At 50.8% G+C, this 25,520-nt stretch carries 28 protein-coding genes and 2 pseudogenes; 12 read left to right on the top strand and 18 right to left on the bottom strand.

Going from position 1 to position 25,520, the window contains the following annotated elements:
• Positions 1 to 142 precede the first annotated feature (142 nt).
• On the top strand, positions 143 to 382 hold the full coding sequence (locus tag OGV65_RS16950; protein WP_016153403.1) for a YobH family protein: 240 nt from the start codon (positions 143 to 145) through the stop codon (positions 380 to 382).
• Between the two features lie 113 nt (positions 383 to 495).
• On the opposite strand, the gene kdgR is transcribed toward OGV65_RS16950, so the two are convergent.
• Positions 496 to 1,287: a DNA-binding transcriptional regulator KdgR gene (gene kdgR, locus OGV65_RS16945; protein WP_003833778.1), complete on the bottom strand. Its 792-nt coding sequence runs from the start codon at positions 1,285 to 1,287 to the stop codon at positions 496 to 498.
• Positions 1,288 to 1,461: 174 nt separating this feature from the next.
• Here kdgR and OGV65_RS16940 point away from each other — a divergent pair, with 174 nt between their 5' ends.
• The gene (locus tag OGV65_RS16940; protein ID WP_047500603.1) at positions 1,462 to 2,835 is read left to right on the top strand and encodes an MFS transporter; all 1,374 of its coding nucleotides are present in this window, start codon (positions 1,462 to 1,464) and stop codon (positions 2,833 to 2,835) included.
• Positions 2,836 to 2,884: 49 nt separating this feature from the next.
• Here the strand turns inward: OGV65_RS16940 and icd are convergent, their stop codons facing one another.
• Positions 2,885 to 4,135, bottom strand: a complete 1,251-nt coding sequence (gene icd, locus OGV65_RS16935; RefSeq protein WP_003841892.1) for an NADP-dependent isocitrate dehydrogenase — start codon at positions 4,133 to 4,135, stop codon at positions 2,885 to 2,887.
• Positions 4,136 to 4,337: 202 nt separating this feature from the next.
• On the opposite strand from icd, the gene rluE reads away from it, so the two are divergent.
• From rluE to purB, 5 genes are read left to right on the top strand one after another with little or no spacing between them, the layout of a single operon-like run.
• A complete protein-coding gene (rluE, locus tag OGV65_RS16930; protein WP_047358300.1) occupies positions 4,338 to 4,961 on the top strand; it encodes a 23S rRNA pseudouridine(2457) synthase RluE in 624 nt (207 codons plus the stop codon).
• 13 nt (positions 4,962 to 4,974) lie between these two features.
• On the top strand, positions 4,975 to 5,436 hold the full coding sequence (locus tag OGV65_RS16925) for an NUDIX hydrolase (RefSeq protein WP_016153407.1): 462 nt from the start codon (positions 4,975 to 4,977) through the stop codon (positions 5,434 to 5,436).
• A 53-nt stretch (positions 5,437 to 5,489) separates the two neighbouring features.
• Complete coding sequence (gene mnmA, locus OGV65_RS16920; RefSeq protein ID WP_286455249.1) at positions 5,490 to 6,596, top strand: tRNA 2-thiouridine(34) synthase MnmA; 1,107 nt, start codon at positions 5,490 to 5,492, stop codon at positions 6,594 to 6,596.
• 34 nt (positions 6,597 to 6,630) lie between these two features.
• Positions 6,631 to 7,272 (top strand): high frequency lysogenization protein HflD, encoded by a 642-nt coding sequence (gene hflD / locus OGV65_RS16915; RefSeq protein ID WP_016153409.1) that lies wholly within the window; start codon positions 6,631 to 6,633, stop codon positions 7,270 to 7,272.
• Positions 7,273 to 7,275: 3 nt separating this feature from the next.
• A complete protein-coding gene (purB, locus tag OGV65_RS16910; protein WP_047497704.1) occupies positions 7,276 to 8,646 on the top strand; it encodes an adenylosuccinate lyase in 1,371 nt (456 codons plus the stop codon).
• 74 nt (positions 8,647 to 8,720) lie between these two features.
• Here the strand turns inward: purB and ruvB are convergent, their stop codons facing one another.
• From ruvB to aspS, 6 genes are all read right to left on the bottom strand, one after another.
• On the bottom strand, positions 8,721 to 9,731 hold the full coding sequence (gene ruvB, locus OGV65_RS16905; protein ID WP_016153411.1) for a Holliday junction branch migration DNA helicase RuvB: 1,011 nt from the start codon (positions 9,729 to 9,731) through the stop codon (positions 8,721 to 8,723).
• 8 nt (positions 9,732 to 9,739) lie between these two features.
• Positions 9,740 to 10,351, bottom strand: coding sequence for a Holliday junction branch migration protein RuvA (gene ruvA, locus OGV65_RS16900; RefSeq protein ID WP_016153412.1), 612 nt, complete (start codon positions 10,349 to 10,351; stop codon positions 9,740 to 9,742).
• An 80-nt stretch (positions 10,352 to 10,431) separates the two neighbouring features.
• A complete protein-coding gene (ruvC, locus tag OGV65_RS16895; RefSeq protein ID WP_003034867.1) occupies positions 10,432 to 10,953 on the bottom strand; it encodes a crossover junction endodeoxyribonuclease RuvC in 522 nt (173 codons plus the stop codon).
• A gap of 34 nt (positions 10,954 to 10,987) precedes the next feature.
• Positions 10,988 to 11,731, bottom strand: coding sequence for a YebC/PmpR family DNA-binding transcriptional regulator (locus OGV65_RS16890; protein ID WP_286455248.1), 744 nt, complete (start codon positions 11,729 to 11,731; stop codon positions 10,988 to 10,990).
• Positions 11,732 to 11,759: 28 nt separating this feature from the next.
• Complete coding sequence (nudB, locus tag OGV65_RS16885; protein WP_016153414.1) at positions 11,760 to 12,203, bottom strand: dihydroneopterin triphosphate diphosphatase; 444 nt, start codon at positions 12,201 to 12,203, stop codon at positions 11,760 to 11,762.
• Between the two features lies 1 nt (position 12,204).
• On the bottom strand, positions 12,205 to 13,977 hold the full coding sequence (gene aspS, locus OGV65_RS16880; RefSeq protein WP_016153415.1) for an aspartate--tRNA ligase: 1,773 nt from the start codon (positions 13,975 to 13,977) through the stop codon (positions 12,205 to 12,207).
• Between the two features lie 264 nt (positions 13,978 to 14,241).
• Between aspS and OGV65_RS16875 the strand changes: the two genes are divergently transcribed.
• The 3 genes and pseudogenes from OGV65_RS16875 to OGV65_RS16865 all read left to right on the top strand — a co-directional run bounded on the left by OGV65_RS16875 (position 14,242) and on the right by OGV65_RS16865 (position 15,799).
• Entirely contained in the window at positions 14,242 to 14,808 is a 567-nt protein-coding gene (locus OGV65_RS16875) for a hydrolase (protein ID WP_235117135.1), read from the top strand.
• Positions 14,805 to 14,900 (top strand): annotated as a pseudogene (locus OGV65_RS16870) (DUF72 domain-containing protein); the annotation flags it as partial. The gene OGV65_RS16875 and the pseudogene OGV65_RS16870, both read left to right, overlap by 4 nt.
• 230 nt (positions 14,901 to 15,130) lie before the next feature.
• Positions 15,131 to 15,799, top strand: coding sequence for an SOS response-associated peptidase (locus tag OGV65_RS16865; protein WP_286455247.1), 669 nt, complete (start codon positions 15,131 to 15,133; stop codon positions 15,797 to 15,799).
• Here the strand turns inward: OGV65_RS16865 and OGV65_RS16860 are convergent, their stop codons facing one another.
• Positions 15,800 to 16,189, bottom strand: coding sequence for a HumD family translesion DNA polymerase (locus OGV65_RS16860; protein ID WP_199400317.1), 390 nt, complete (start codon positions 16,187 to 16,189; stop codon positions 15,800 to 15,802).
• A 146-nt stretch (positions 16,190 to 16,335) separates the two neighbouring features.
• Here OGV65_RS16860 and OGV65_RS16855 point away from each other — a divergent pair.
• Positions 16,336 to 16,419 (top strand): annotated as a pseudogene (locus tag OGV65_RS16855) (DinI family protein); the annotation flags it as partial.
• 90 nt (positions 16,420 to 16,509) lie between these two features.
• On the top strand, positions 16,510 to 16,752 hold the full coding sequence (locus OGV65_RS16850; RefSeq protein ID WP_286455246.1) for a DinI family protein: 243 nt from the start codon (positions 16,510 to 16,512) through the stop codon (positions 16,750 to 16,752).
• Positions 16,753 to 16,885: 133 nt separating this feature from the next.
• Here OGV65_RS16850 and OGV65_RS16845 read toward each other — a convergent pair whose 3' ends face one another.
• From OGV65_RS16845 to OGV65_RS16805, 9 genes are all read right to left on the bottom strand, one after another.
• Positions 16,886 to 18,145: a tail fiber domain-containing protein gene (locus OGV65_RS16845; RefSeq protein WP_286455245.1), complete on the bottom strand. Its 1,260-nt coding sequence runs from the start codon at positions 18,143 to 18,145 to the stop codon at positions 16,886 to 16,888.
• Positions 18,146 to 18,204: 59 nt separating this feature from the next.
• Positions 18,205 to 18,444, bottom strand: coding sequence for a phage exclusion lipoprotein Cor (cor, locus tag OGV65_RS16840; protein ID WP_286455244.1), 240 nt, complete (start codon positions 18,442 to 18,444; stop codon positions 18,205 to 18,207).
• A gap of 107 nt (positions 18,445 to 18,551) precedes the next feature.
• Positions 18,552 to 19,226, bottom strand: coding sequence for a hypothetical protein (locus tag OGV65_RS16835; protein ID WP_286455243.1), 675 nt, complete (start codon positions 19,224 to 19,226; stop codon positions 18,552 to 18,554).
• Positions 19,226 to 19,540 carry a hypothetical protein gene (locus tag OGV65_RS16830; protein ID WP_071667525.1) on the bottom strand — a complete coding sequence of 105 codons (315 nt, stop codon included), beginning with the start codon at positions 19,538 to 19,540 and terminating at the stop codon, positions 19,226 to 19,228. The genes OGV65_RS16835 and OGV65_RS16830 overlap by 1 nt, the downstream gene beginning before the upstream one ends.
• Entirely contained in the window at positions 19,540 to 22,719 is a 3,180-nt protein-coding gene (locus OGV65_RS16825; RefSeq protein ID WP_286455242.1) for a TipJ family phage tail tip protein, read from the bottom strand. The genes OGV65_RS16830 and OGV65_RS16825 overlap by 1 nt, the downstream gene beginning before the upstream one ends.
• An 80-nt stretch (positions 22,720 to 22,799) precedes the next feature.
• Complete coding sequence (locus tag OGV65_RS16820) at positions 22,800 to 23,753, bottom strand: hypothetical protein (protein ID WP_286455241.1); 954 nt, start codon at positions 23,751 to 23,753, stop codon at positions 22,800 to 22,802.
• A 36-nt stretch (positions 23,754 to 23,789) separates the two neighbouring features.
• Entirely contained in the window at positions 23,790 to 24,392 is a 603-nt protein-coding gene (locus OGV65_RS16815) for a tail assembly protein (RefSeq protein WP_286455239.1), read from the bottom strand.
• 51 nt (positions 24,393 to 24,443) lie between these two features.
• On the bottom strand, positions 24,444 to 24,779 hold the full coding sequence (locus OGV65_RS16810; protein WP_286455238.1) for a hypothetical protein: 336 nt from the start codon (positions 24,777 to 24,779) through the stop codon (positions 24,444 to 24,446).
• A 30-nt stretch (positions 24,780 to 24,809) separates the two neighbouring features.
• Entirely contained in the window at positions 24,810 to 25,520 is a 711-nt protein-coding gene (locus OGV65_RS16805) for a C40 family peptidase (RefSeq protein WP_286455237.1), read from the bottom strand.

Here is a 25,520-nt window from a genome sequence, read left to right as displayed (position 1 = left end):
ACATCTTATGTCTATAAATTATCATGCGTTACCTAAACCCAGCGTTAACTGTATAGGCATTCAATCTTTTTAGGAATGATTGACTTGTTTCATACCGTGTACAGGCTAATCTAATAACAATGAGAAAAGATAAGAGGTTGTAATGCGTCTGATTATCCGCGCTATTGTGTTGTTAGCTCTGGTTTGGATCGGTTTATTATTGAGCGGCTATGGAATTTTGATTGGAAGTAAGGAGAATGCTGCCGGTCTGGGTCTGCAATGCCAATATCTGACTGCCCGTGGAACCAGCACGGCACAGTACGTCCACACCAGTAGCGGTATCATTGGCCTGTCGGATTGTCCCCTGTTAAGGAAAAGCACGGTCATTATCGATAACGGCTAATAATGCAACATTACATTCGATACGTTATTTACGCCAGGTAACGTTATGACTGTTCATAAAAACCCCCAGGTACAAAATACCTGGGGGTTTTTAACATTCGCGATTACGTCAGATTAGAACGGATAGTCGTTATAGCCCATTTGTTCTGAAATCTTGCGCGCTGCCGTATGCAGCATTGCCACATACTCGTGTAAACGCTCTTCTGAGAAACGCAGCGTTGGGAATGAAATACTCAACCCCGCAATAACCACGCCGAAACGGTCAAACACCGGTACGCCGATGCAGCGCAGGCCTTCTTCCTGTTCTTCGTTATCTTCGCCGTAACCCTGCTCACGTACTTTATCCAGCAGTACCAGTAATTCATCAGTATTCGTAATGGTACGATCGGTGCTGCGTTTGTACTCAATGCCATCCAGAATCTGCTTCACTTCATCGCGGTCACGCCATGCCAGCAGAACTTTACCGATAGCCGTACTGTACAGCGGATTACGACGACCAACGCGGGAATACATGCGCAGATTGTACATAGAGTCGATTTTGTGAATGTAGACGATGCTGTCTTCATCCAGCGCACCGAGGTGTACTGTCTCTTTGGTCAGGCGCGAAAGTTCGCGCATCTGAATGTCAGCGCTACGGATAAGATCGACGTTTTGCAACGCGCGCGCGCCCAGCTCGAATAATTTCAGGGTCAGTGAGTATTTCTCTGACTCCCCTTCCTGTGCCACATAACCCAGCGTTTTCATGGTCTGCAAAAAGCGATAAACGGTGCTTTTCGACATCATGACGCGTTGCGACAACTCGGTAATACCAATTTCGCGCTCTTCACCCAGCGCCTGCAGAATGCCAAAAACTTTCAGCACGGAAGATACAGAATCGGGTTGCTTATCCAGATCTGCGATTGCCATTTATCACCCCTTTCGAGTGTTTTATAAAAATCAGAACCGGTTTTTATTATAATTTCACGTACCAACCCTCGCAATCGCTCTTTGCTCACTTAGTTACAAATCTGCGACCTAACACCTGAATATCAATGCTAAAATTATTACTCTCATCATAAATTCCACAAATATCGACTTTCTATGGAAAAAATTCAGGCCGATGGTCTGCCATTGCCCCAGCGATATGGCGCAATTTTAACCATTGTTATTGGCATTTCTATGGCAGTACTCGACGGTGCAATAGCGAACGTGGCCCTGCCAACTATCGCCGCCGATCTTCAGGCCTCACCTGCCAGCTCAATCTGGATTGTGAACGCCTATCAAATCGCGATCGTCGTTTCGCTCCTGTCCCTCTCTTTTTTAGGCGATATGTTCGGTTACCGCCGCATTTATAAGTGTGGCCTGGTCGTGTTCCTGCTTGCATCGCTATTTTGTGCCTTGTCAGATTCGTTGCACATGCTGACGCTGGCTCGCGTCGCCCAGGGTTTTGGCGGTGCGGCGCTAATGAGCGTGAATACGGCATTGATCCGACTTATTTATCCCCAGCGTCAGCTTGGGCGGGGGATGGGGATTAACTCCTTTATCGTCGCAGTCTCCTCGGCTGCGGGTCCGACCATTGCCGCAGCAATTCTTTCTATTGCCTCCTGGAAATGGCTGTTTCTGATTAACGTCCCGCTGGGAATAGTCGCCCTGTTGCTGGCGATGCGCTTTTTGCCGCCCAATGCGTCCCGCGGCACTAAACCACGCTTTGACCTGCCCAGTGCGGTAATGAATGCCTTAACGTTTGGCTTGTTAATTACGGCGCTCAGCGGCTTTGCACAAGGACAGTCGCTAAAACTGATTGGTGCCGAGCTTGTGGCGCTTATGGTGGTAGGTTTTTTCTTTATCCGACGCCAGCTCGCGCTGGAGGTGCCGTTACTGCCGGTTGACCTGTTACGCATTCCACTGTTTTCACTCTCGATTTGTACCTCGATATGTTCATTCTGCGCACAAATGCTGGCATTGGTTTCCCTGCCCTTCTTTATGCAAACGGTGCTCGGACGCAGCGAGGTCGAAACAGGCCTGCTGTTGACGCCATGGCCGCTGGCAACCATGGTGATGGCGCCGCTGGCGGGATATCTGATTGAACGCGTTCACGCCGGGCTGTTGGGCGCACTGGGCATGGCGTTGATGGCCAGCGGGTTGTTTTCGCTGGTGCTGCTGCCCGTTTCCCCCTCCGATTTTAATATCATCTGGCCGATGATTCTGTGCGGCGCAGGCTTTGGCTTGTTCCAGTCCCCAAATAATCACACCATCATCACCTCCGCGCCGCGTGAACGCAGCGGTGGGGCAAGCGGTATGCTGGGGACGGCGCGCTTACTGGGTCAGAGTACCGGGGCCGCACTGGTCGCGCTGATGCTAAACCAGTTTGGCGACAGTGGAACGCACGTCTCGCTGATAGCCGCAGGCATTCTGGCCTCGCTGGCAGCAATTGTGAGTGGTTTACGTATTACGCAACCGCGAGTTCAGGCATAAAAAAACGGGAACCTCTCGGTTCCCGTTTTCACACAACCCAGAATCTGGGTTACATGTTTTCGATGATCGCGTCACCAAACTCTGAACATTTCAGCAGCTTAGCGCCATCCATCAGTCGTTCAAAGTCATAGGTTACGGTCTTGGCGTTGATTGCGCCTTCCATACCTTTAACAATTAAATCAGCCGCTTCGGTCCAACCCATGTGGCGCAGCATCATTTCAGCGGACAGAATAATGGAACCCGGGTTCACTTTATCCTGACCTGCATACTTCGGTGCAGTACCGTGGGTTGCTTCGAACAGCGCACATTCGTCACCGATGTTCGCGCCCGGTGCGATACCAATACCACCAACTTGCGCGGCCAGCGCATCGGAGATGTAGTCGCCGTTCAGGTTCATACAGGCAATCACATCATATTCAGCCGGACGCAGCAGGATCTGTTGCAGGAACGCATCGGCGATAACATCCTTAACCACGATCTCTTTGCCGGTTTTCGGGTTCTTGATTTTCACCCAAGGACCGCCGTCGATCAGTTCACCACCGAATTCTTCACGCGCTAACTGGTAGCCCCAGTCTTTGAACGCGCCTTCGGTGAATTTCATGATGTTACCTTTGTGTACCAGGGTAACAGAATCACGATCGTTAGCGATGGCGTATTCGATCGCCGCACGGACCAGACGTTTAGTCCCTTCTTCAGAACACGGTTTGATACCAATACCGCAATGCTCCGGGAAGCGGATTTTCTTCACGCCCATCTCTTCGCGCAGGAATTTAATCACTTTCTCGGCATCTGCAGAGTCCGCTTTCCATTCGATACCTGCGTAGATATCTTCGGAGTTTTCACGGAAGATGACCATGTCGGTCAGTTCAGGGTGCTTAACCGGGCTAGGCGTGCCCTGGTAATAACGCACCGGGCGCAGGCAGACATACAGGTCAAGTTCCTGACGCAGGGCAACGTTCAGAGAGCGAATACCGCCGCCAACTGGGGTGGTCAGTGGGCCTTTGATGGCAACACGATATTCACGAATCAGATCAAGGGTTTCAGCAGGCAGCCAGACGTCCTGGCCATAAACCTGAGTGGATTTCTCGCCGGTGTAGATTTCCATCCAGGAGATTTTACGCTCGCCTTTATAGGCTTTCTCGACAGCAGCATCGACAACTTTGATCATCGGTGGGGTTACATCAACGCCGATACCGTCGCCTTCAATGAACGGGATAATCGGATTTTCAGGAACGTTGAGTTTGCCGTTTTGCAGGGTGATCTTCTTACCTTCCGCCGGAACAACTACTTTGCTTTCCATTCACCTCTCCTTCGAGCGCTTCTGGTTCTGCTCGTCTGTCATCGCGCTGCATGTGCGTTTGCGTCCTGCTGCACGAATGCGTTAGAGCATTTTTTTGTTAATGTTTTGTAATGAGCATGTCAATACTACCCTAATGTTCGTCGCCATGAAAGACACTCGTTCTTAGGCTATAATGCGGCAATTGATATAATCTGAAAATACCATGCAAAAAACTTCTTTTAGAAATCACCGGGTTGAGCGATTCAGCTCACGACAAGTCACCAAACAGCGTAAAGAAAACCAGCCAAAACGCGTGGTTTTGTTCAATAAACCCTACGATGTTTTGCCACAATTTACTGACGAGGCGGGCAGAAGCACGTTAAAAGATTTTATTCCCGTGCCGGGAATCTATGCTGCGGGCCGACTCGACCGGGACAGCGAAGGACTTTTGGTGCTGACCAATGACGGCGCGCTGCAGGCGCGGTTAACGCAACCTGGCAAGCGCACGGGGAAAATCTATTACGTCCAGATCGAAGGCGAGCCGACAGCAGAAGCGCTGGATGCGCTGCGTACCGGGGTGACGCTCAATGATGGTCCCACGCTGCCCGCAGGTATTGAAATAGTAGAGGAACCCACCTGGCTGTGGCCGAGAAACCCGCCTATTCGGGAACGGAAAAATATCCCCACCAGTTGGCTGAAAGTTACTTTATATGAAGGCCGTAACCGCCAGGTTCGTCGTATGACAGCGCATGTTGGATTCCCGACGCTGCGCCTCATCCGCTATGCCATGGGAGATTACACGCTGGAAAATCTCGCCAACGGTCAATGGCGGGATGCAACTAACTGAATAAGGAACAGGTATGTTCAAACCGCACGTCACGGTCGCCTGCATTGTGCATGCAGAAGATAAGTTCTTAGTCGTTGAGGAAACAATCAATGGCAAAGCCCTGTGGAATCAACCTGCAGGACATCTGGAAGCGGATGAAACCCTGGTGCAAGCCGCCGCTCGCGAACTGTGGGAAGAAACGGGCATCAAAGCGCAGCCGCAACACTTCATCCGGATGCATCAATGGATTGCGCCGGACAAAACGCCCTTTTTACGTTTTCTGTTTTCTATCGAGCTTGCCAATATGTGCGCTACTGAACCTCATGACAGCGATATAGATTGCTGTCGCTGGGTCAGCGCAGAAGAGGTTCTCTCAGCGCCAAATCTGCGTTCGCCGTTGGTTGCGGAGAGTATTCGTTGCTATCAGAGCGGACAGCGCTACCCGCTGGCGATGATCGGCGAATTTAACTGGCCGTTTACAGAGGGTGTCAAGTAAGGGGCTGCGTGCTAGAATATGCCGCCTTGAAGTTCAATGTCGTGAGTATTCCTATGTCTGAAAGCCCAAAAAAAGTGATCGTCGGCATGTCCGGCGGTGTCGATTCCTCCGTTTCTGCCTGGCTGTTACAACAACAGGGTTATCAGGTAGAAGGCCTGTTCATGAAGAACTGGGAAGAGGACGATGGCGAGGAATATTGCACAGCGGCCGCCGATCTTGCGGATGCGCAGGCTGTCTGTGACAAACTCGGCATTGAACTGCATACCGTCAACTTTGCCGCAGAATACTGGGACAACGTCTTTGAACTGTTCCTTGAAGAGTACAAAGCGGGCCGTACGCCAAACCCCGATATTCTGTGCAATAAAGAAATCAAGTTTAAAGCCTTCCTCGAGTTTGCCGCCGAAGATTTAGGTGCCGATTATATCGCCACCGGTCACTATGTGCGCCGCGCCGACGTCGACGGCAAAAGCCGCCTGCTGCGTGGACTCGATGGCAATAAAGACCAGAGCTATTTCCTCTACACGCTCGGTCATGAACAAATCGCGCAGAGCCTGTTCCCGGTAGGCGAACTGGAAAAACCGCAGGTGCGTAAAATTGCCGAAGATCTCGGTCTGATTACGGCCAAGAAAAAAGACTCAACCGGTATCTGCTTCATCGGCGAACGTAAGTTCCGCGAGTTTCTCGGTCGTTACCTGCCGGCTCAGCCTGGCAAAATCATCACCGTTGATGGCGTAGAGATTGGCCAGCATCAGGGGCTGATGTACCACACGCTGGGTCAGCGTAAAGGTCTGGGCATTGGCGGGACGAAAGAAGGCACGGAAGATCCGTGGTACGTGGTGGATAAAGACGTCGAGAACAACATTCTGGTTGTTGCTCAGGGTCATGAACACCCGCGTCTGATGTCCGTTGGCCTGGTGGCGCAACAGCTGCACTGGGTCGATCGCGAACCGTTCACCGGCACAATGCGCTGCACGGTGAAAACCCGCTATCGTCAGACCGACATTCCGTGCACCGTTAAGGCGCTGGATGCTGAGCGTATTGAAGTCATTTTCGACGAGCCAGTCGCGGCGGTAACGCCGGGTCAGTCGGCTGTCTTTTACAATGGCGAAGTGTGCCTCGGCGGCGGCATTATCGAACAACGATTGCCTCTGCCGGTATAATTACTTACACATCTAATACAAGGAAGCAGTGAACGTGGCAAAGAATTATTATGACATCACCCTCGCTCTGGCAGGCATTTGTCAGTCGGCACGCCTGGTGCAGGAACTGGCGCACCAGGGGCATTGTGATGCCGATGCATTGCACGTTTCACTGAACAGTGTCATCGACATGAATCCCAGCTCTACGCTGGGCGTGTTTGGCGGTAGCGAGGCCAACCTGCGTTTAGGTCTGGAAACGATGCTCGGCGTGCTCAACGCCAGCAGTCGTCAGGGGCTGAACGCGGAACTCACCCGCTACACGTTAAGCCTGATGGTGCTGGAGCGTAAGCTGTCAGCCGCTAAAGGCGCTATGGACACGCTGGGAGACCGCATCAACGGCTTGCAGCGCCAACTGGACCATTTTGATTTGCAGTCAGAAACGTTGATGAGTGCGATGGCAGGCATTTATGTTGACGTCATCAGCCCACTCGGCCCACGTATTCAGGTTACGGGCTCCCCGGCCATCCTTCAGAGCCCACAGGTTCAGGCTAAAGTACGCGCTTCCCTGCTGGCTGGCATTCGCGCTGCCGTGCTCTGGCATCAGGTTGGTGGAGGCCGTCTGCAACTCATGTTTTCTCGTAATCGCCTGACGACTCAGGCTAAACAAATTCTTGCTCATTTAACCCCGGAGTTGTGATCTATGGAATTATCCTCACTGACCGCCGTTTCCCCTGTCGATGGACGCTACGGCGATAAAGTCAGCGCGCTGCGCGGGATTTTCAGCGAATACGGTTTGCTGAAATTCCGTGTACAAGTTGAAGTACGCTGGCTGCAAAAACTGGCCGCGCACGCAGCGATCAAGGAAGTTCCTGCTTTTGCTGCCGACGCAATCGGTTTCCTTGATGCGATTGTCGCTAACTTCAATGAAGAAGATGCTGCGCGTATCAAAACCATTGAGCGTACGACCAACCATGACGTGAAGGCAGTTGAGTATTTCCTGAAAGAGAAAGTGGCGGATATCCCGGAACTGCACGCTGTTTCCGAGTTCATCCACTTCGCGTGTACCTCAGAAGACATCAACAACCTGTCTCATGCGCTGATGCTGAAAACCGCCCGTGACGAAGTGATTCTGCCGTACTGGCGCAAGCTTATCGACGCGGTGAAAGATCTTTCCGTCCAGTATCGCGATATTCCTCTGCTCTCCCGTACCCACGGTCAGCCAGCCACCCCGTCTACGCTGGGCAAAGAAATGGCTAACGTGGCTTACCGTATGGAGCGTCAGTACCGCCAGCTCAATCAGGTCGAAATTCTCGGCAAAATCAACGGTGCAGTCGGTAACTATAACGCCCACATCGCCGCTTATCCGGAAGTGGACTGGCATCAGTTCAGCGAAGAATTTGTCACCTCGCTGGGCATCCAGTGGAACCCGTACACCACGCAGATTGAGCCGCACGACTACATTGCCGAGCTGTTTGATTGCATCGCCCGTTTCAATACTATCCTGATCGACTTCGACCGCGATGTCTGGGGTTACGTGGCGCTGAACCATTTCAAACAGAAAACCATCGCTGGTGAAATTGGTTCCTCCACCATGCCGCACAAGGTGAACCCAATCGATTTCGAAAACTCCGAGGGTAACCTGGGCCTGTCTAACGCGGTTCTGCAGCATCTGGCGAGCAAACTGCCGGTCTCCCGCTGGCAGCGCGATCTGACGGACTCTACCGTTCTGCGTAACCTGGGCGTGGGGATTGGCTATGCGCTGATCGCTTATCAGTCCACGCTGAAAGGTGTGAGCAAACTGGAAGTGAACCGCGATCATCTGCTGGATGAACTGGATCATAACTGGGAAGTGCTGGCAGAGCCGATCCAGACCGTGATGCGTCGCTATGGCATTGAAAAACCATACGAGAAGCTGAAGGAACTGACCCGCGGCAAACGCGTTGACGCCGAAGGTATGAAGCAGTTTATCGACGGTCTGGCGCTGCCTGAAGACGAGAAAACACGCCTGAAAGCAATGACGCCGGCCAATTACATTGGTCGCGCCGTCACCATGGTTGATGAACTGAAGTAATCTGTTTTACGCCTGTCAGGCCTGCATCATATCGTAGGCCTGCCAGGCGTAGCGCCATCAGGGATTATTGGATCTTATGGCATTTCCGGCGGTGTAATGCCAAAGTGGTTCCACGCCCGCACCGTTGCCATACGTCCGCGCGGAGTTCGCTGCAGAAAACCTTGCTGAATCAGATACGGCTCCAGCACGTCCTCAATGGTTTCACGCTCTTCCCCAATCGCCGCCGCCAGGTTATCCAGTCCTACCGGTCCGCCGAAGAATTTATCGATAACCGCCAGCAGCAGCTTACGGTCCATATAATCGAATCCTTCCGCATCCACATTGAGCATATCCAGTGCCTGAGCGGCAATATCTGCTGAAATTGTGCCGTCATGCTTCACTTCGGAGAAGTCGCGCACCCGGCGTAATAAACGGTTGGCGATACGCGGCGTACCACGGGCGCGGCGTGCCACTTCCAATGCGCCTTCATCGCTCATTTCCAGTCCCATAAAGCGGGCGCTGCGTCCAACAATGTGCTGCAGGTCTGCCACCTGATAGAATTCCAGGCGCTGTACAATACCGAAGCGGTCACGCAGCGGAGACGTTAACGAACCGGCGCGCGTCGTCGCCCCGATCAGGGTAAACGGCGGCAGATCGATCTTAATCGAACGTGCGGCTGGTCCTTCGCCAATCATGATATCCAGCTGATAATCTTCCATCGCCGGATACAGCACCTCTTCCACCACCGGCGACAGGCGATGGATTTCATCGATAAACAGCACATCGTGCGGTTCAAGGTTGGTGAGCATTGCCGCCAGATCGCCCGCTTTTTCCAGTACCGGACCGGAAGTGGTGCGCAGATTAACGCCCATTTCATTGGCAACAATATTGGCAAGCGTGGTTTTACCGAGACCTGGAGGACCGAAAATCAGCAGGTGATCGAGGGCTTCACCGCGCAGCTTCGCCGCCTGGATAAAAATCTCCATTTGCGAACGCACCTGAGGCTGGCCAATATACTCTTCCAGCAATTTGGGGCGGATCGCGCGATCCACCAGATCTTCAGGGGTCGTGCTGACAGCCGAAATCAGGCGATCTGCTTCAATCATCCTTTACCTCACAATGCCGCGCGAAGCGCTTCACGAATCAGAGTTTCACTGCTGGCATCAGGGCGAGCAATTTTGCTCACCATGCGGCTGGCTTCCTGTGGTTTATAGCCTAACGCCACCAGCGCAGCAACCGCTTCCTGCTCGGCGTCATCCGTTGCAGGACTGGCTGGAGAGGTCAGGACCAGGTCCGCCGCCGGCGTGAAGAGATCGCCATGCAGGCCTTTAAAGCGGTCTTTCATTTCCACAATCAAACGCTCTGCGGTTTTCTTACCTATGCCCGGTAATTTCACCAGCGCGCCAAGCTCTTCGCGCTCAACGGCATTAACGAACTGCTGTGCAGACATACCGGAGAGGATCGCCAGCGCCAGCTTCGGCCCCACGCCATTGGTTTTGATTAACTCTTTAAACAGCGTGCGTTCTTGTTTGTTGTTAAAACCATATAGCAGTTGAGCGTCTTCACGCACCACAAAATGGGTGAAGATAATCGCTTCCTGCCCGGCTTCCGGCAACTCGTAGAAACAGGTCATCGGCATATGGACTTCATAGCCTACTCCGCCGGTTTCCAGAAGGACCAGCGGGGGTTGTTTTTCAAGAATGATGCCTCTGAGTCTGCCTATCACGTGACGCTCCTGCGTTAAGGGCTAAAAGGTAATGCGCTATCATAAAAAAAGGCTGGATAGATATCCAGCCTCATTTGTCACTAACGTAACCGACCTCGCGCCAGATTCAGCCGCGACTCGCTCATTTGCATGGCGTTCTGGCTGACGTGGCAATGGGTAATAGCAATCGCCAGCGCATCCGCGGCATCCGCCTGTGGATTTGCCGGGAGTTTTAGCAGCGTGCGCACCATATGCTGAACCTGGCTTTTTTCCGCGCTGCCGATACCTACCACGGTCTGTTTTACCTGGCGGGCCGCATATTCAAAGACCGGAAGATCCTGATTGGTAGCCGCAACGATTGCCACGCCGCGCGCCTGCCCCAGCTTTAGCGCCGAGTCGGCATTCTTCGCCATAAAGACCTGCTCAATGGCAAAATAGTCGGGCTGGAACTGGGTGATGATTTCCGTCACGCCCGCATAAATCAACTTCAGACGTGATGGAAGATCGTCGACTTTGGTGCGAATGCAGCCGCTACCGAGGTAGGTCAGCTGTCTGCCGACCTGACGGATTACGCCATAACCGGTGATGCGCGACCCCGGATCAATGCCGAGAATGATAGACATCACGCATCTCCTGTTAGTTTATGGCTTAACCACATCATTCGAGCGTTGCAGCAACCTCATCGGAGATTTCGCCGTTGTGGTAAACTTCCTGCACGTCGTCGCAGTCTTCCAGCATATCGATCAGACGCATCAGCTTCGGTGCCGTTTCTGCATCCATATCCGCTTTGGTGGAGGGGATCATAGACACTTCAGCCGCGTCCGCTTTCAGACCAGCCGCTTCCAGCGCATCACGCACTTTGCCCATATCTTCCCACGCGGTGTAAACGTCAATCGCGCCGTCGTCGAAGGTCACAACGTCTTCAGCGCCCGCTTCCAGTGCCGCTTCCATAATGGCGTCTTCGTCGCCTTGTTCAAAAGAGATCACGCCTTTTTTGCTGAACAGGTAAGCTACGGAACCGTCGGTACCGAGGTTGCCGCCCGTTTTAGTGAATGCGTGACGCACTTCCGCAACGGTACGGTTACGGTTGTCAGACAGACACTCAATCATAACGGCTGTTCCGCCTGGACCGTAACCTTCATAGATGATGGTTTCCATGTTCGCATCATCGTCGCCACCAACACCACGCGCGATTGCACGGTTCAGGGTGTCACGGGTCATGTTGTTTGCCAGCGCTTTATCAACCGCGGCGCGCAGACGTGGGTTAGCATCCGGATCGCCGCCGCCCAGTTTGGCTGCCGTCACCAGTTCACGAATGATTTTGGTGAAAATTTTACCGCGTTTAGCATCCTGCGCTGCTTTACGATGTCTGGTGTTGGCCCATTTACTATGACCTGCCATAAATAATCTCTCCAAAAAGCGCGCCTTCTCAGGCGACGTTAATTACAAACTCTTCAATCGCCTGCCGGTTACTCCACGACTTGGTTAACTGCGCGGCTTCGTGCGCATTAACCCAACGGTAGGTCAGATGTTCGGTGAACACGATCTCTCGTTCAGAGGGAAGTGCCAGGCAAAACCAGGATTCAGTATTACGCTCAATTCCCGGCGCATAGCGATGACGTAAATGGCTAAAAATCTCAAATTCCACCGTGCGCTGACAGTCAATTAAGGTCAGTTGCTCAGTCGCAACATCAATGGCGACCTCTTCCTTTACTTCGCGCATCGCGGCTTGCGACGCGGTTTCACCCTCTTCAAGGCTGCCGGTGACCGACTGCCAGAAATCAGGATCGTCGCGTCGCTGTAACATCAGCACTCTCCCGGTGTCCTTTGCATAAATCACGACTAACACCGAGACAGGCTGTTTATATCTCATATCAGTTATTCTCGGCCTTCTTAACAACCTGAATGCTCAGTTCCGCCAGCGCGGCTTCATTGGCAAAGCTTGGCGCTTCAGTCATCAGACATGCTGCAGCCGTGGTTTTCGGGAAGGCAATAACGTCACGAATGTTGTCAGTACCGGTCAGCAGCATAGTCAAGCGATCCAGACCAAACGCCAGGCCCGCATGCGGCGGTGTACCGTATTTTAGCGCATCCAGCAGGAAGCCGAACTTCTCGCGCTGTTCTTGCTCGTTAATGCCCAGAATGCCGAATACGGTCTGCTGCATATCACCGTTGTGAATACGCACGGAACCACCGCCCACTTCATAGCCGTTGATGACCATATCGTAAGCGTTGGCAACCGCGTCTTCCGGCGCAGCTTTCAGCTCAGCGGCAGTCATGTCTTTTGGCGCGGTGAACGGGTGGTGCATCGCGGTCAGACCGCCTTCACCATCGTCTTCAAACATCGGGAAGTCGATAACCCACAGCGGCGCCCATTTGGCTTCGTCGGTAATGTTCAGGTCTTTGCCCAGTTTCAGACGCAGCGCGCCCATCGCGTCGGCAACCACTTTCTTGTTGTCGGCACCGAAGAAAATCATGTCGCCGTCTTGCGCACCGGTACGCTCCAGAATCGCGTCTACGATTTCTGCGTTCAGGAACTTAGCAACCGGGCTGGTGATGCCTTCCAGGCCTTTCGCACGCTCGGTGACTTTGATGTAAGCCAGACCTTTCGCGCCGTAAATCTTAATAAAGTTACCGTAATCGTCGATCTGCTTACGGCTTAAGCTCGCACCGCCCGGTACACGCAGGGCAGCTACGCGGCCTTTCGCATCATTCGCCGGACCAGAGAACACGGCGAACTCAACGCCTTTCACCAGATCGGCAACGTCAACCAGTTCCATCGGGTTACGCAGGTCTGGTTTATCAGAACCGTAACGACGCTCGGCTTCGGCAAAGGTCATGATCGGGAAATCACCCAGATCCACACCTTTAACTTCCAGCCACAGGTTACGCACCAGCGCTTCCATCACTTCACGCACCTGCGGCGCGGTCATGAAGGAAGTCTCAACGTCGATCTGAGTAAATTCAGGCTGACGGTCAGCACGTAAGTCTTCATCACGGAAGCATTTTACGATCTGATAGTAGCGGTCAAAACCGGACATCATCAGCAGCTGTTTAAACAGCTGAGGAGACTGCGGCAGCGCGTAGAACTTACCTTTATGAACACGAGAAGGAACCAGGTAATCGCGCGCGCCTTCCGGCGTAGCTTTGGTCAGCATCGGAGTTTCGATGTCGAGGAATCCGTGATCGTCCATAAAACGACGCACCAGGCTGGTAATTTTGGCACGCGTTTTCAGGCGCTGCGCCATTTCAGGGCGACGCAGATCCAGGTAGCGATACTTCAGTCGCGCTTCTTCAGTGTTTACATGGTTAGAGTCCAGCGGCAGCGAGTCTGAACGGTTGATGATGGTCAGATCGGAGGCCAGCACTTCAATTTCGCCAGTCGCCATATCGGCGTTGACGTTTTTCGCGTCACGCGCACGCACGGTGCCCGTAACCTGGATACAGAACTCATTACGCAGTTCGGAGGCCAGCTTTAACGCATCCGCACGGTCCGGATCGAAAAATACCTGCACGATACCTTCGCGGTCGCGCATATCGATAAAGATCAGGCTACCAAGATCACGACGACGGTTGACCCAACCACACAGAGTCACCTGCTGCCCCTCGTGGGACAGACGTAGCTGTCCGCAATATTCTGTACGCATGAGATATCCCTTAACTTTGCCGCAGGCGGATTGTCACCTGTCTCGCAGGTGACGAAGTCGCAGCTTTAGCTGAATGTCACAACTGAATGAAAAAAGGCGGCTATTATACTGGAAATTCTGCCGCACGATAAGTCCGGTACTGACTGTACGCCTGTTTCCTGGACGGGCATTGCGTAATCTCACAAAAAATAACAAAAATTGTCGTCCCTTTCACACTGATTCGCGATTAAGGTGTAACGGAATTCTTTTTTTACTGGAGTGATCATGCTGGAACTGAACGCAAAAACAACCGCTCTTGTTGTTATTGATCTACAGGAAGGTATCCTGCCTTTCGCTGGCGGCCCACACTCGGCAAACGACGTGGTTGCCCGCGCCGCGCATTTGGCGGAAAAATTCCGTGCCCACGGTTCCCCGGTGGTAATGGTGCGCGTCGGCTGGTCTGACGATTATGCCGAAGCGCTGAAACAGCCAGTTGATGCTCACGCTCCGGCCAAAGCGTTACCCGAAAACTGGTGGAATTACCCGAGCGCTCTGGGTAAATGCGCCAGCGACCTCGAAGTGACCAAACGCCAGTGGGGAGCTTTCTACGGCACCGATCTGGAATTACAACTGCGTCGTCGGGGCATCGAGACCATCGTCCTGTGCGGCATTTCCACAAATATTGGCGTGGAGTCGACGGCGCGAAATGCGTGGGAGCTGGGTTTTAATCTGATCGTTGCAGAAAACGCCTGTAGTGCCGCCAGCGCTGAGCAACATCAGAGCAGCATGACGCATATTTTCCCGCGTATCGCACGCGTACGCAGCGTGGATGAGATCCTGCGAGCGCTATGATTTATATCGGTTTACCCCAGTGGGCGCATCCCAAATGGGTGCGTCTGGGGATCTCCAGCCTTGAAGAGTATGCCCGCCACTTTAACTGCGTGACGCGGGCATTTTAAAAATCACTAAAGAACGCCCAAGAGCATGTGTTTTCTTTTGTATATTCAAAGCATTAAAAAATAGCATCACATGAAATTCGGTAAACTTCATGTGTGCAATAATGTCCCATTCATGCCCCATAACTGGCATTTTTGTCCCATCCTTGCCCCATAAACCGACCGTCCGCTGCCTATAACTTCTATACTTTCTGTCTGTTGTAAATTAGGAGGTTTCTATGTGTGGACGCTTTTCACAGTCAATGACGCGTGAAGACTATCTCGTCCTTCTCGCTGACGAAGTCGAACGAGACATTCCATATGATCCTGAACCGATCGGACGTTTCAACGTTGCGCCCGGAACCAAGGTTCTGCTTCTGAGCGAACGTGACGAGAAACTCCATCTTGATCCAGTTATCTGGGGATACGCCCCCGGACGGTGGGATAAACCACCACTAATTAACGCACGCTCTGAAACTGCGGCCACCAGCAGAATGTTTAAGCCTCTGTGGCAACACGGTCGCGCAATTTGCTTTGCTGATGGCTGGTTTGAGTGGAAAAAGGAAGGCGACAAAAAGCAGCCCTACTTCATTCATCGAGCCGATGGCCAACCGATTTTCATGGCGGCGATCGGCAGCACACCATTCGAACGTGGAGATGAAGCAGAAGGATTCCTGATAGTGACGGCTGCTGCAGACAAAGGACTGGTAGATATTCACGACAGGCGGCCACTGGTAGTGTCACCAGATGCTGCCCGCGAATGGATGAGGCAGGACGTTGGAGGGAAAGAAGCTGCGGAAATTGCAGCCGATGGTTCCGTGCCGGCTGATAAATTTATATGGCACGCCGTCACGCGTGCCGTCGGGAATGTGAAAAATCAGGGATCCGAACTAATACAGCCAATGTGATTACATCACCGGGCAGTCATCAAACTCCGCGTTCCTGGCATCATTAATGATGTAAGTGATCACCCCGAATATAGCGGGTGCAGAACTGTAGCCATCATCATCTACTGGCAGCGCCTCCCTTCTCCCGTTATCCAGATTAACCAGGTGGGGTTGAGGATGAGTCCGATATCGCTTGATTCTGAACTCCCCGTCTATTGCGCATATCAGCAGCGAACCATCACAGGCAGTAAGTGACGCATCTACAACAAGCAGCGCGCCCTGAATTATCCCTTCCCTGAAATGTGAACGCGATGCCCGCATGAAATACGTCGCTGCAGGCTGGCTGATTAGCTGCTGGTCGAGGGAGATCCTTGTTTCAACATAATCTGCCGCAGGTGAAGGAAAGCCCATGGCTATAGCCCTCCGTTTGGATTGAACAACTGAAAGGTACGGTTCTCGCCTTCCTGCGTTGATACATCGCGGAATGTTGTCACATACCACTCGATCCATTCGTTGGCCTGCTTCATCGTCCAGTTCCAGTTAACCCTGCTCAGTTCCTGGACAAACCGTTGCGTGGTGACGGTCTTCCGGCCATTTGGTTCCTGCTGTATCGAAGCATACCAGGCTATTTCAATATCGCTGCGTCGTGGCATCATCACGCCCTCTCTTGAATACCGGATAAAAACACAGTATAAATACTGTATATCCATACAGTAAAGAGGCAAAGAGCAATGTTCGTGGAACTCGTTTATGACAAAAGGAATTTTGTTGGTCTGCCAGGTGCTAAAGATATCATTCTGGGCGAATTGACCAGGAGGGTTCACCGGATTTTCCCGGATGCTGATGTTAGGGTTAAACCGATGATGACACTGCCGGCGATCAACACTAACGCCAGCAAGCATGAAAAGGAACAGATAAGCCGTACTGTTCAGGAAATGTTTGAAGAGGCTGATATGTGGCTGGTTTCAGATTAAACGCCTTGAACCGTCATATTGCTTAAGTACAATCCGCCGTGACTGGCAATCATTCAATACTCGCACTATCGAACGTTCGCCTGTCGGCCGCAATCATGCTCTTGCATACGGCGTGGTTGCGGCAACCCTGCCCTCACACTCCATTACTGTTAGCGATTCCTGAAGCGCTGCCTCTGATTATTACCTTTAAAGATTCTATCTGCTTTTGTTGGGCCTTAATTGCCTCGATGCATAGCCCAACAAGACCTGAGTACTCAACAGCAAGGTGCCGGTTACCTTCATCATCCTCTGCACATGCAATCACCTCAGGAAGCACGTTCATAACGTCCTGAGCAATTACCCCGGCAGACGGATACTCATTATCTTTCCAGCGAAAAGTAACCCCGGTCAGCAAACTGATTTTTTCCAGCGGGTCTTCTATGGGTTCTATCATTTCCTTCAGGTCGCGGTCAGACGTTTGCGTTAGACTCACGCAGGTCACGCTGCCGTTAAACGTTGTATTCCCGCGCACAAAATTCGTACCATCCTGTCGCAGTTCGAAACTGTTGTTATTGGAAAAATTATAGAACGACAACGCCCCGGAAGTATTCGCCGGATTACCAATAAATCCGTACTGATTACCGGACGCATCTTCAAACCGGATATAGGAGCCGGCGGCCTGACTCCCCTGTGTTTTTATAGTTGCCCCACCACCGCGCGCAACCATTCCGCCATCTGCAGTTATCTGGGCATTGAACGTCGTTGCTCCTCTGATGTAGTTGGTGCCATCTCCTCTCAGGTCAAAGCTGTTATTACCCTTAAGCCCGTAAAGAGACACAACATCACTGTTTGCCGTTCCACGACCTAAAAAAGCCAGATCGACATTGTTGGTTGCATCTCTGAACCGGATATAGCTTGTATTTGACAGGGTGTTTTGTAGCGTTACACAAGCCCCTGCTTTAGTGAATATGTTTTCATCTGAAAAGGTATTCGATGAGCTTTTGTTAACAACATTTTCCGCCAGATATTTCCAGGACGGACCTGTGAATGATGAGCCATCAGGAAGCTTAACGGTAATTGTGCCCGTTGCACTGTAGACAAGCTGCCAGTTCTGTTTGTCATAATTCAGTCCGCGCAGTGCTTCCGTACTCTGAGTCACCAGCGCGGCGGTAACCATGTTCAGTGCTACACGCGGGACTGCGGACCAGGCCGAGCCTGACTGAGTAGGCCCGGTGAAATTACTCACCAGTGTCAGTGATGTGTTGCTGTTGACGGTCTTAACCGGCAGGGTGTAAGGAATACCGCCCACTGTAACGACAGCGAAATCACCGGCCGCCAGTTCTGTGGTAAATGCGGTTCCGCTGCCGGAAACAGCAGCAGAGTTATTCGTCAGGGTTAAAGTTCCTGCTGACATGGATATCTCCTGAATTCAGATAATAAAAAACCCGCCGGAGCGGGTTATTTTTTGGTATTTCATTGAGGGCAATTCGAACTGGTGAAGTTACTTTTATTCACCCATCGCCAGTTAAAGGGATAACCGGCCCTGTACTCAATCTGATTAGCAACTTTTCGCACACCGTAAATATGCACCGACTGGGGCAGACCGCCAGACACAAACTCAGCCTGACAAACCGGTTTCTGTTTCTCAAGAACAGGTCCTGAACATGCTGAAAGCCCCAGACAGACAATAACTGGAATGATTATATTTTTCATTTCGACACCAGAACTAATTATTTAAACAAAAATAATCAATAGCATTGAATAATAAAAATAGTTTTAATAGATCAATATTCTAAAATTGATCGTTTAAATCGATCGGTTTAATCATATGCGGCTGTGTTTATCGCCGTTATCACAATTCCGCTATTCGTTGACCCTATAGTGGCACCACTGGCGGTGGTTGAACTTTGCCCCCTAATTCTTGTACCACCAGTGTCGTCATGGCAACCCGTCCCCACATCAACGGACTGAAATATTGGCTGTCCACCTGGTGCAGAACCAGCGTGGATGATGACAGAACCCAGCCCCATCGGATTTACGGCCCATTTCCCCGGCATTGTGACATCGATATTAATTCCACCCGTAGCCGCTCCAGGCGTCCCGATAGTTGTCAGATCTGTCAATACCCTTGATTCGTTTGTAAGAACCAGTGTGCCTGATGCGTCCCATATAGCGATACCGTGACTGGGTAAGGTTTGTGGGGTTATTGCGAAAAAGTAAGCTTCAAGAGTAAAGGCTGACCTTCTGTAGTTAGAGGCAGAAACAGTGAATAAATTTCCTTTTTTTACAGATGATATTTCTGCCGCAGCACTGGTTCTTGCGAATACAATTCCTGCCTTTTGATTCGCAATATTTTCCTCAATAACCGCAGAGTTAAAGTCACTACTATATCTGGAATTTAGCGACACTTTTTTATACAACGTCAATGGTGTGGAATCCGGAGTAACAAAAGGATTCCCATTGGGTAACGCTAGCAAAACACCATATTTTGCCATTACACCTTCTCCGCAAAAACAATCAGCTGAACCTGATTTGCAGGATAGTCGTTAATACCGTCGCCCGTTGATGGCTGAATTGTAATTGTGTTACCGGAAGCAAGAATGTTTCTTTTGTTTGTGTACGCAATCAAACTTGCTGCCTCCGCAGTCCCTACTGTAAAGCCAACTTTCAGGCCCGGTTCCAGGTTGAAAGAATAAGAGCCGGTTTTCTGATCCACTAACAGGTCGATTATACCAACTACGCTGATTGGTTTGATTCCGTAGTTATTAGGGACGCCATTAGCGTCCCAGGTCTGTATCCCCCACTCCATCAAAACACTCCTGTTAATTTCCCAATTTGCACGCGAAGAACGCCATTCCCGTCCTTAACGCTCTGGGTTGTGTTGGTGATTTTCATTGCCCCCTCCCCGGCAACTGCTCCATTCACTTCAAACGTTCCGTCTGATTTCATGATGGTGCCGGTTTTCCCCTGGACATAGTTAGCTGACCGTAGCTCGCCAATTTTTGCCAGCGTGATTTGGCTATACTGGATAAATGCATCACTGATAAAGACCTGACCATTGACCACCGCAAAGGGTGAATATTGCGTATTGCCGCTGCCACTCATCAGGACGAACTGATTGGCGTTAAACCCGACACGGGTGACTACCTGCTTGCCCGATTCCGCCAGCACCGCAATCGACATCCCGGCGTTATACATGACTCCGTTAATCCGGACTCCGGTTTTGAGGGTGTAAATTGCAGATGCCCCTGTAGCATCAACCACGGCGGTAAGCTTATCCTCCAGCGCGGCAGTTACATTATTGAACTGCGCCTGCACCTGGGTGGACATTTCCGCCATCGCCTGATTCACATCGGCGATGGTCGTTTTGACCACCAGAATTTCCGCGCGCACCTCGCCGTACTGCGCCCACTGATGTTCCACGGTTGCATGGTTGGCCAGCGCGTTCTGCAATGCGGCTTCGAGGTTGGTATCAATGTCGCCTGTCAGGCGGTCACCGTCTGCAGACGTCAGGAAGTCATCAGCAATATCGCCCAGGTAGTCGTCAGCATTCGCGTTGGATACACCACGAACCCAGTCGGTCCAGCCTGATTCATTACCCGTTCTGTCAACCAGCTGCGCGCGGTACCAGAACTCCTGTCCCGCCTTCAGTCCCAGTTGGGTGTATTCGGCTGACGGATAAGGCACATCCGACAGCAAAAGAGGATTAGAGAAATCACTGTTCGCGGTGTACTGAATTTCCGTTTTCAGCGTATCCCCGGTGTTAGCCGGGAATCCCCAGTTCAGGCGAATCCCCCAGTTGATCGGCGTTGTCGTAAAGCCGACAGGTTTCGGTGGATTTCCCACCTTGCCCGTCAGCCTTTTCTCTTCGGAGTAGCCCCAGCCAGAGGAAATTTCAGCGGCATTAATGGCACGCACACGCACGAGGTAGCGCCCGGCATAAATACCCGATACATCAAATGAGGTGGTGGAGCTGCGCGGCACGTTTACCCAGTTACCATCATTGCGGCGCCACTGTGCCTCGTAGGCGATAGCATTCTGCGCCTGATCCCAGCTCACACGCATGGTTTCGACGCTGATATTCTGCTGCACCACTGAAAACGAGCTGATCACAATGTTAGCCGGCGGCGACTGGTTACCCGGCGGGATTACACTCACGGGCCTCTGGTCAATGATGGCTCCGGTATCGATACGGGCATATTTATCCGGGTCATGCCATGCGCCGGTAATAGAGAAAGTGCCATCATCATTATCGGAGACGCCGACAACTCGATACTGCTGGGCGTAGAGTTCATCTGACTCAACCACCCATACAGCTTCGGCCTGTGGTGTCTCACTGTATGCCGTGGTGACTGTGACTGATTCCCCATTAATCGCCTGAATAGTCCTGCTCTGTGACGCACCGGAGGGAAGATTGATAATAAGGCGTTCGCCTGCTGCTGCATCAGCTACGCGGTCAAGTTTTATCACGCGACCGTTAACAGCACTGATGCGGCCACCCATAACTTTGCCGGACAGAAGCTCGTCTGACACGGCGATGATGTATCCCGGCTGCGGAATGTTTCCGTCCAGGCCAACATCAAACGAAACAACACGATCCTTATTGTTGGTGAGAATACCCCAGCGCCCCTTTCGGTTCGCTTCTGATTGCCGGGTACAGCCGATGGCTGTCATTTCCAGCTGATTAAATCCGTACCGGGCTACCAGAGGCTGCTCAAATACCGGCTCCATCGCATCCGCATAGGCGTTACCCGGATCAGACCAGGAAACCAGCGCTGTGGTATACCGCGTTTTTGTCGTGCTGCTGGAATAGGTAAAGCGTCCGTCGATAACGTTAGCGCGGGTGTAAGCGTAATCCACATCTCTCGGCATATCGGCAAGCGCCACAATCTGATCACCGCCCCAGTACGTCATACCCCGGAATATAGCCGCAAAGTCACGCAGCACAGTGTAAGCGTCATTCCTCTCCTGAACATAGACGTTACAGGTATAGCGTGGCTCTGTCCCGCTTCCACCCTTTCCATCCGGTACCGGCTGATCGCAATACTGCGATACCTGGTACAACGTCCATTTATCGATGTTGGCTGCACTCAGGCGATTACCCAGACCAAAGCGATCGGTAATCACCAGATCGTAAAATATCCACGCCGGGTTATCGGTCCAGGCCCACTTAAACGCGCCCTGCCATGTACCACTATAAGTCCGCGTATCGGGGTCATAGTTATCAGGCACGCGGATCACCCGGCCACGTGGTTCACAGGATATCTGTGGAATCGAACCATTGAACTGACTTGAGTCGAATTCGATGTACAGCAGCGCTGTGTTCGGATAGCGCAGCTTGGCATCAATCACTTCCGTGAAGCTTTGCAGCGTCAACGTGTCGCCGATCTTAGCGCTGTTTGCATCAGCGGTAATCTTACGCAGTCGGATTGTCCAGGTGCTGCCAGCCTGCGGTAAATCAATACGGTGGCTGCGCTCATAACCAGACGTTGTTTTGCCGGTTACGCTGGTATTAAGAACGGTTTGCCAGGTCCCACCATCAGTTTGCAGGTCTATTGCATAATTGATGGAATACCCTACCAGATCGCCGTTGTCCTCCTGCTTAAACAGAGAAGGCCATTTCAGTCGCAGGCGAACGGCTGATAGTTGGGTGTTGGGGAAGGTACGCGTCCAGGCTGTTGCGCTTGATACTTCAGTTCCAACGTTGATTTCGTTTTCGGTACCGGGAATGCCCTGGATGTAATTTTGTGCCTGAGTTCCCGCGCGAAACTCCCACGTCACGCCGCTAAAGTTTTGGGAGCCATCGGCGTTTTCCAGCGCCGTGCCGTCCAGGTAGATATTTTTTCCGGTTAATTGCCCTGCAAATTCCCCTTCCCCAAGCGCAACGAGGATTTTGGCCTTCGCTACAGATTGCAGATCATCTGGTTGTTCGGTAGGAACGCGTTGCTTTGCTCCCCCACCTTTCTGTCCTGTAATTTGCCTTTTCATTATATTTTACCCACAAAAAAGCCACCATATGGACTGACCCCAATAAGGTGGCTTTCTAACTCACTTCATGATTTGAACTATTAATACCAGTCAGAGAATGTATATTTACTTTTCGCTTGTTCTACTGGCATACCTGTTAACTGTGCAACCTTTTCAAAATCAGGTGGAGTTATTGGAACTATACATTTAATATATAATGGCCTCGTATTTTTAACTCTTACCATTCTTACTCCTCTCCCAACTTTCGATAGTTCGATATTACTTTCTGCTACAATGGGAAACTCAAAAATGAATGAATCAAATTCCTTTAGTACACTATCGACAATGGAGATAATTGTTTCCGTTAAATCTATGTATTTAACAAGCCTTTCACGACCTATTGTATTACAAATCGTTTCAAACGAGAGTCCAATACCATGTTTTAACTGTCCGTCTATCAACTCATTTTCTTTAGCAACTAATGCAGTTCTAATTTCAGCATCAAGGACCGACCTTATCCTCAATAGTTCTAGAACATAGTTATAATTATTAACACACGCTCCCAATCTATTAAAATTACGCCAAGATTTACTCATTTCTTCAGGTGAAGGTGATTTCTTTTTTAACATTAATACCCTATACCTAAGCCAATCACTCAGCCTTTCAGACATATTCTTATTTGCTGTTGGTACATTTTTAATGAATGTTAGAGAAGACAAATCAACTTCAAGTCTAATATCATTCATGATTAGCGTTGGCATTGATAGAGCTCTAAACAATGGATCTTTGGATTCCATGCCACAGTAATTACTCTTAATCGCAACTAAGTTATTAAGCGCCAACAAAACATTTGTAATTATTTTGCTTGCAGCAGTAAAATTATCCTTTTCATGTTTTCTCTGCTCCTGCCTTAAATTAAAAAAATATGCTGCCACACCACCTAAAAATGCAGAAAAAAACGACATTAAAACAGGAAATAAATAGTCTTTAATTGGATCTGTTTCTTGTTTAAGCTGCATAATAGCTTTGGAAATAAGAATTGAATCTAAACTCATGTATCCTCCTTAATGCATCTTTCTATTATACCCACATTAAAGAGCATCTTCGACATAAATCCCTCCAGATATGATCCCGCCTCCAATACGACGTTTACCATAAAGCACTGGCACAGGGTTACCCTGAGCAGCAGTGTTAGTTACACCACCGAATGCATACGATGCCCGATTTTCGGCATCCTGTTTGCTGGCAAGTCCTGCTGGCTGTGGCGAAAGCATTTGAACAACACCACCAAGCATCATTGCAGCGCCTATTTTCATAGCGGCAGGGCCCCAAGCTGCACCGCCCCATGCTTGGCCGATAGTAGCCCCCAAAGCACCAACAACAACAAGTACAGCCCCTAAAACTGTTTGAAGTAGGCCTGCCTTTTTACTGCCAATCACAACAGGGATAATTCTTATCACCTCTCCTGTAACTGGAAAACCTAAATCATCTTTCCCAATATTTCTTTTCCCTTTGAATACAGCATACGTTAGACCACGATTTTTACTCGTATTTAAATATTGTTCAAATCCATAAATTGTTTTTGATAATGCATTGATAGCCTCTGCTGTTGTTCGTATTAGTCTGTAATGGGTTCTACCAAATACTTTACCTAACGCGCCACCTAATTCAATCCTAGTCATTATTTCTTGCATATTTACCCCAATAAAAAAGCCACTAACGTGGCTTTGAAAAACAGAAATAAATTAAATGCATGATCGCGCAATTTTACCCCACGGGTCACCTATACCTCTATTTGCAGCATAGACTTTCACATCGGCCCCTCCCTCAGAGCCATCTTGAATAATAGCCATCGAAAGAACACCGAATAAATCATCAGCGGCTGATATTCTATATCCAGTTTCAGTTTCTATACTTGTAGCCTGTGGATGCAGTTCCTGCCACTTAGGGGACATGCATTTGTTGAGTTGGGCAGCACTCTTTGAGGTATGACCAGAATAAATAGGCTGTCCTTCTTGTAAGGAAGATGCACTACAACCAAATAAACCCAGTAATGAAATCAATAATATGTTTTTTTTCATATCCCTATCCCCTTTTGATAATGCAAAAGATTAGCACAGAGACTTATACCGTAGAACCTTCATCGTCCGTTCCTGCCAGTAACCGCCATATGGCACACGCTGACTCAAATGGCCATAAAGATGGTGTAGTAACATGTTACCTTCCAGCAGGATCCCTGCATGGTTCCACTTATTAGCCTGGACCTGCATGATAACCATATCGCCTGGCTGCGGTACGCCATTGAATTCACGGAATCCGCACTCATACCAGCAATCGTGGTAGAAGTTTTCGGGGTAACTATCCTCCCACCAGGGATAATCCACGCGGTAATCCGTCAGCTCAATGCCATGCGTTTGCCGGAAATAACTCATTACCAGCCCCCAGCAATCGAAGTGACCAAGCACAAATGGTCGCTCCAGTAGCGGCAGCTCGCCCCGCGGCTGGATAGTACGTACATCCCCCTCCGGCCAGCTGACGATATGCCAGGGAAGTAACGTAGCGTCACACTGTGCCTTATCAAGTTCGCTCGCCTGCGTCGTGGCATCCGGGTGGCTGTGGACAATGGCAATCACTGTTCCCCAGTCTTCGGCAGCGGCATAATCTTCCGGCGACAGGTGGAAATGCTCTGTCGGATCGGTTGCCAGATTACGGCAAGGAATGTACCGCTGCACCCTGCTTTTTTGCACCACTACGCCGCAGCATTCGCGGGGATATTCAGAAGCGGCATGCGCCATAATGGCGTCGATAATTTTCTGACGCAT

Source organism: Citrobacter sp. Cb004 (genome assembly GCF_030337065.1).
GTDB lineage: Bacteria > Pseudomonadota > Gammaproteobacteria > Enterobacterales > Enterobacteriaceae > Citrobacter > Citrobacter braakii.
Note: the sequence above shows the minus strand (reverse complement) of the source record. Positions and strands in the feature narration are given on the sequence as shown.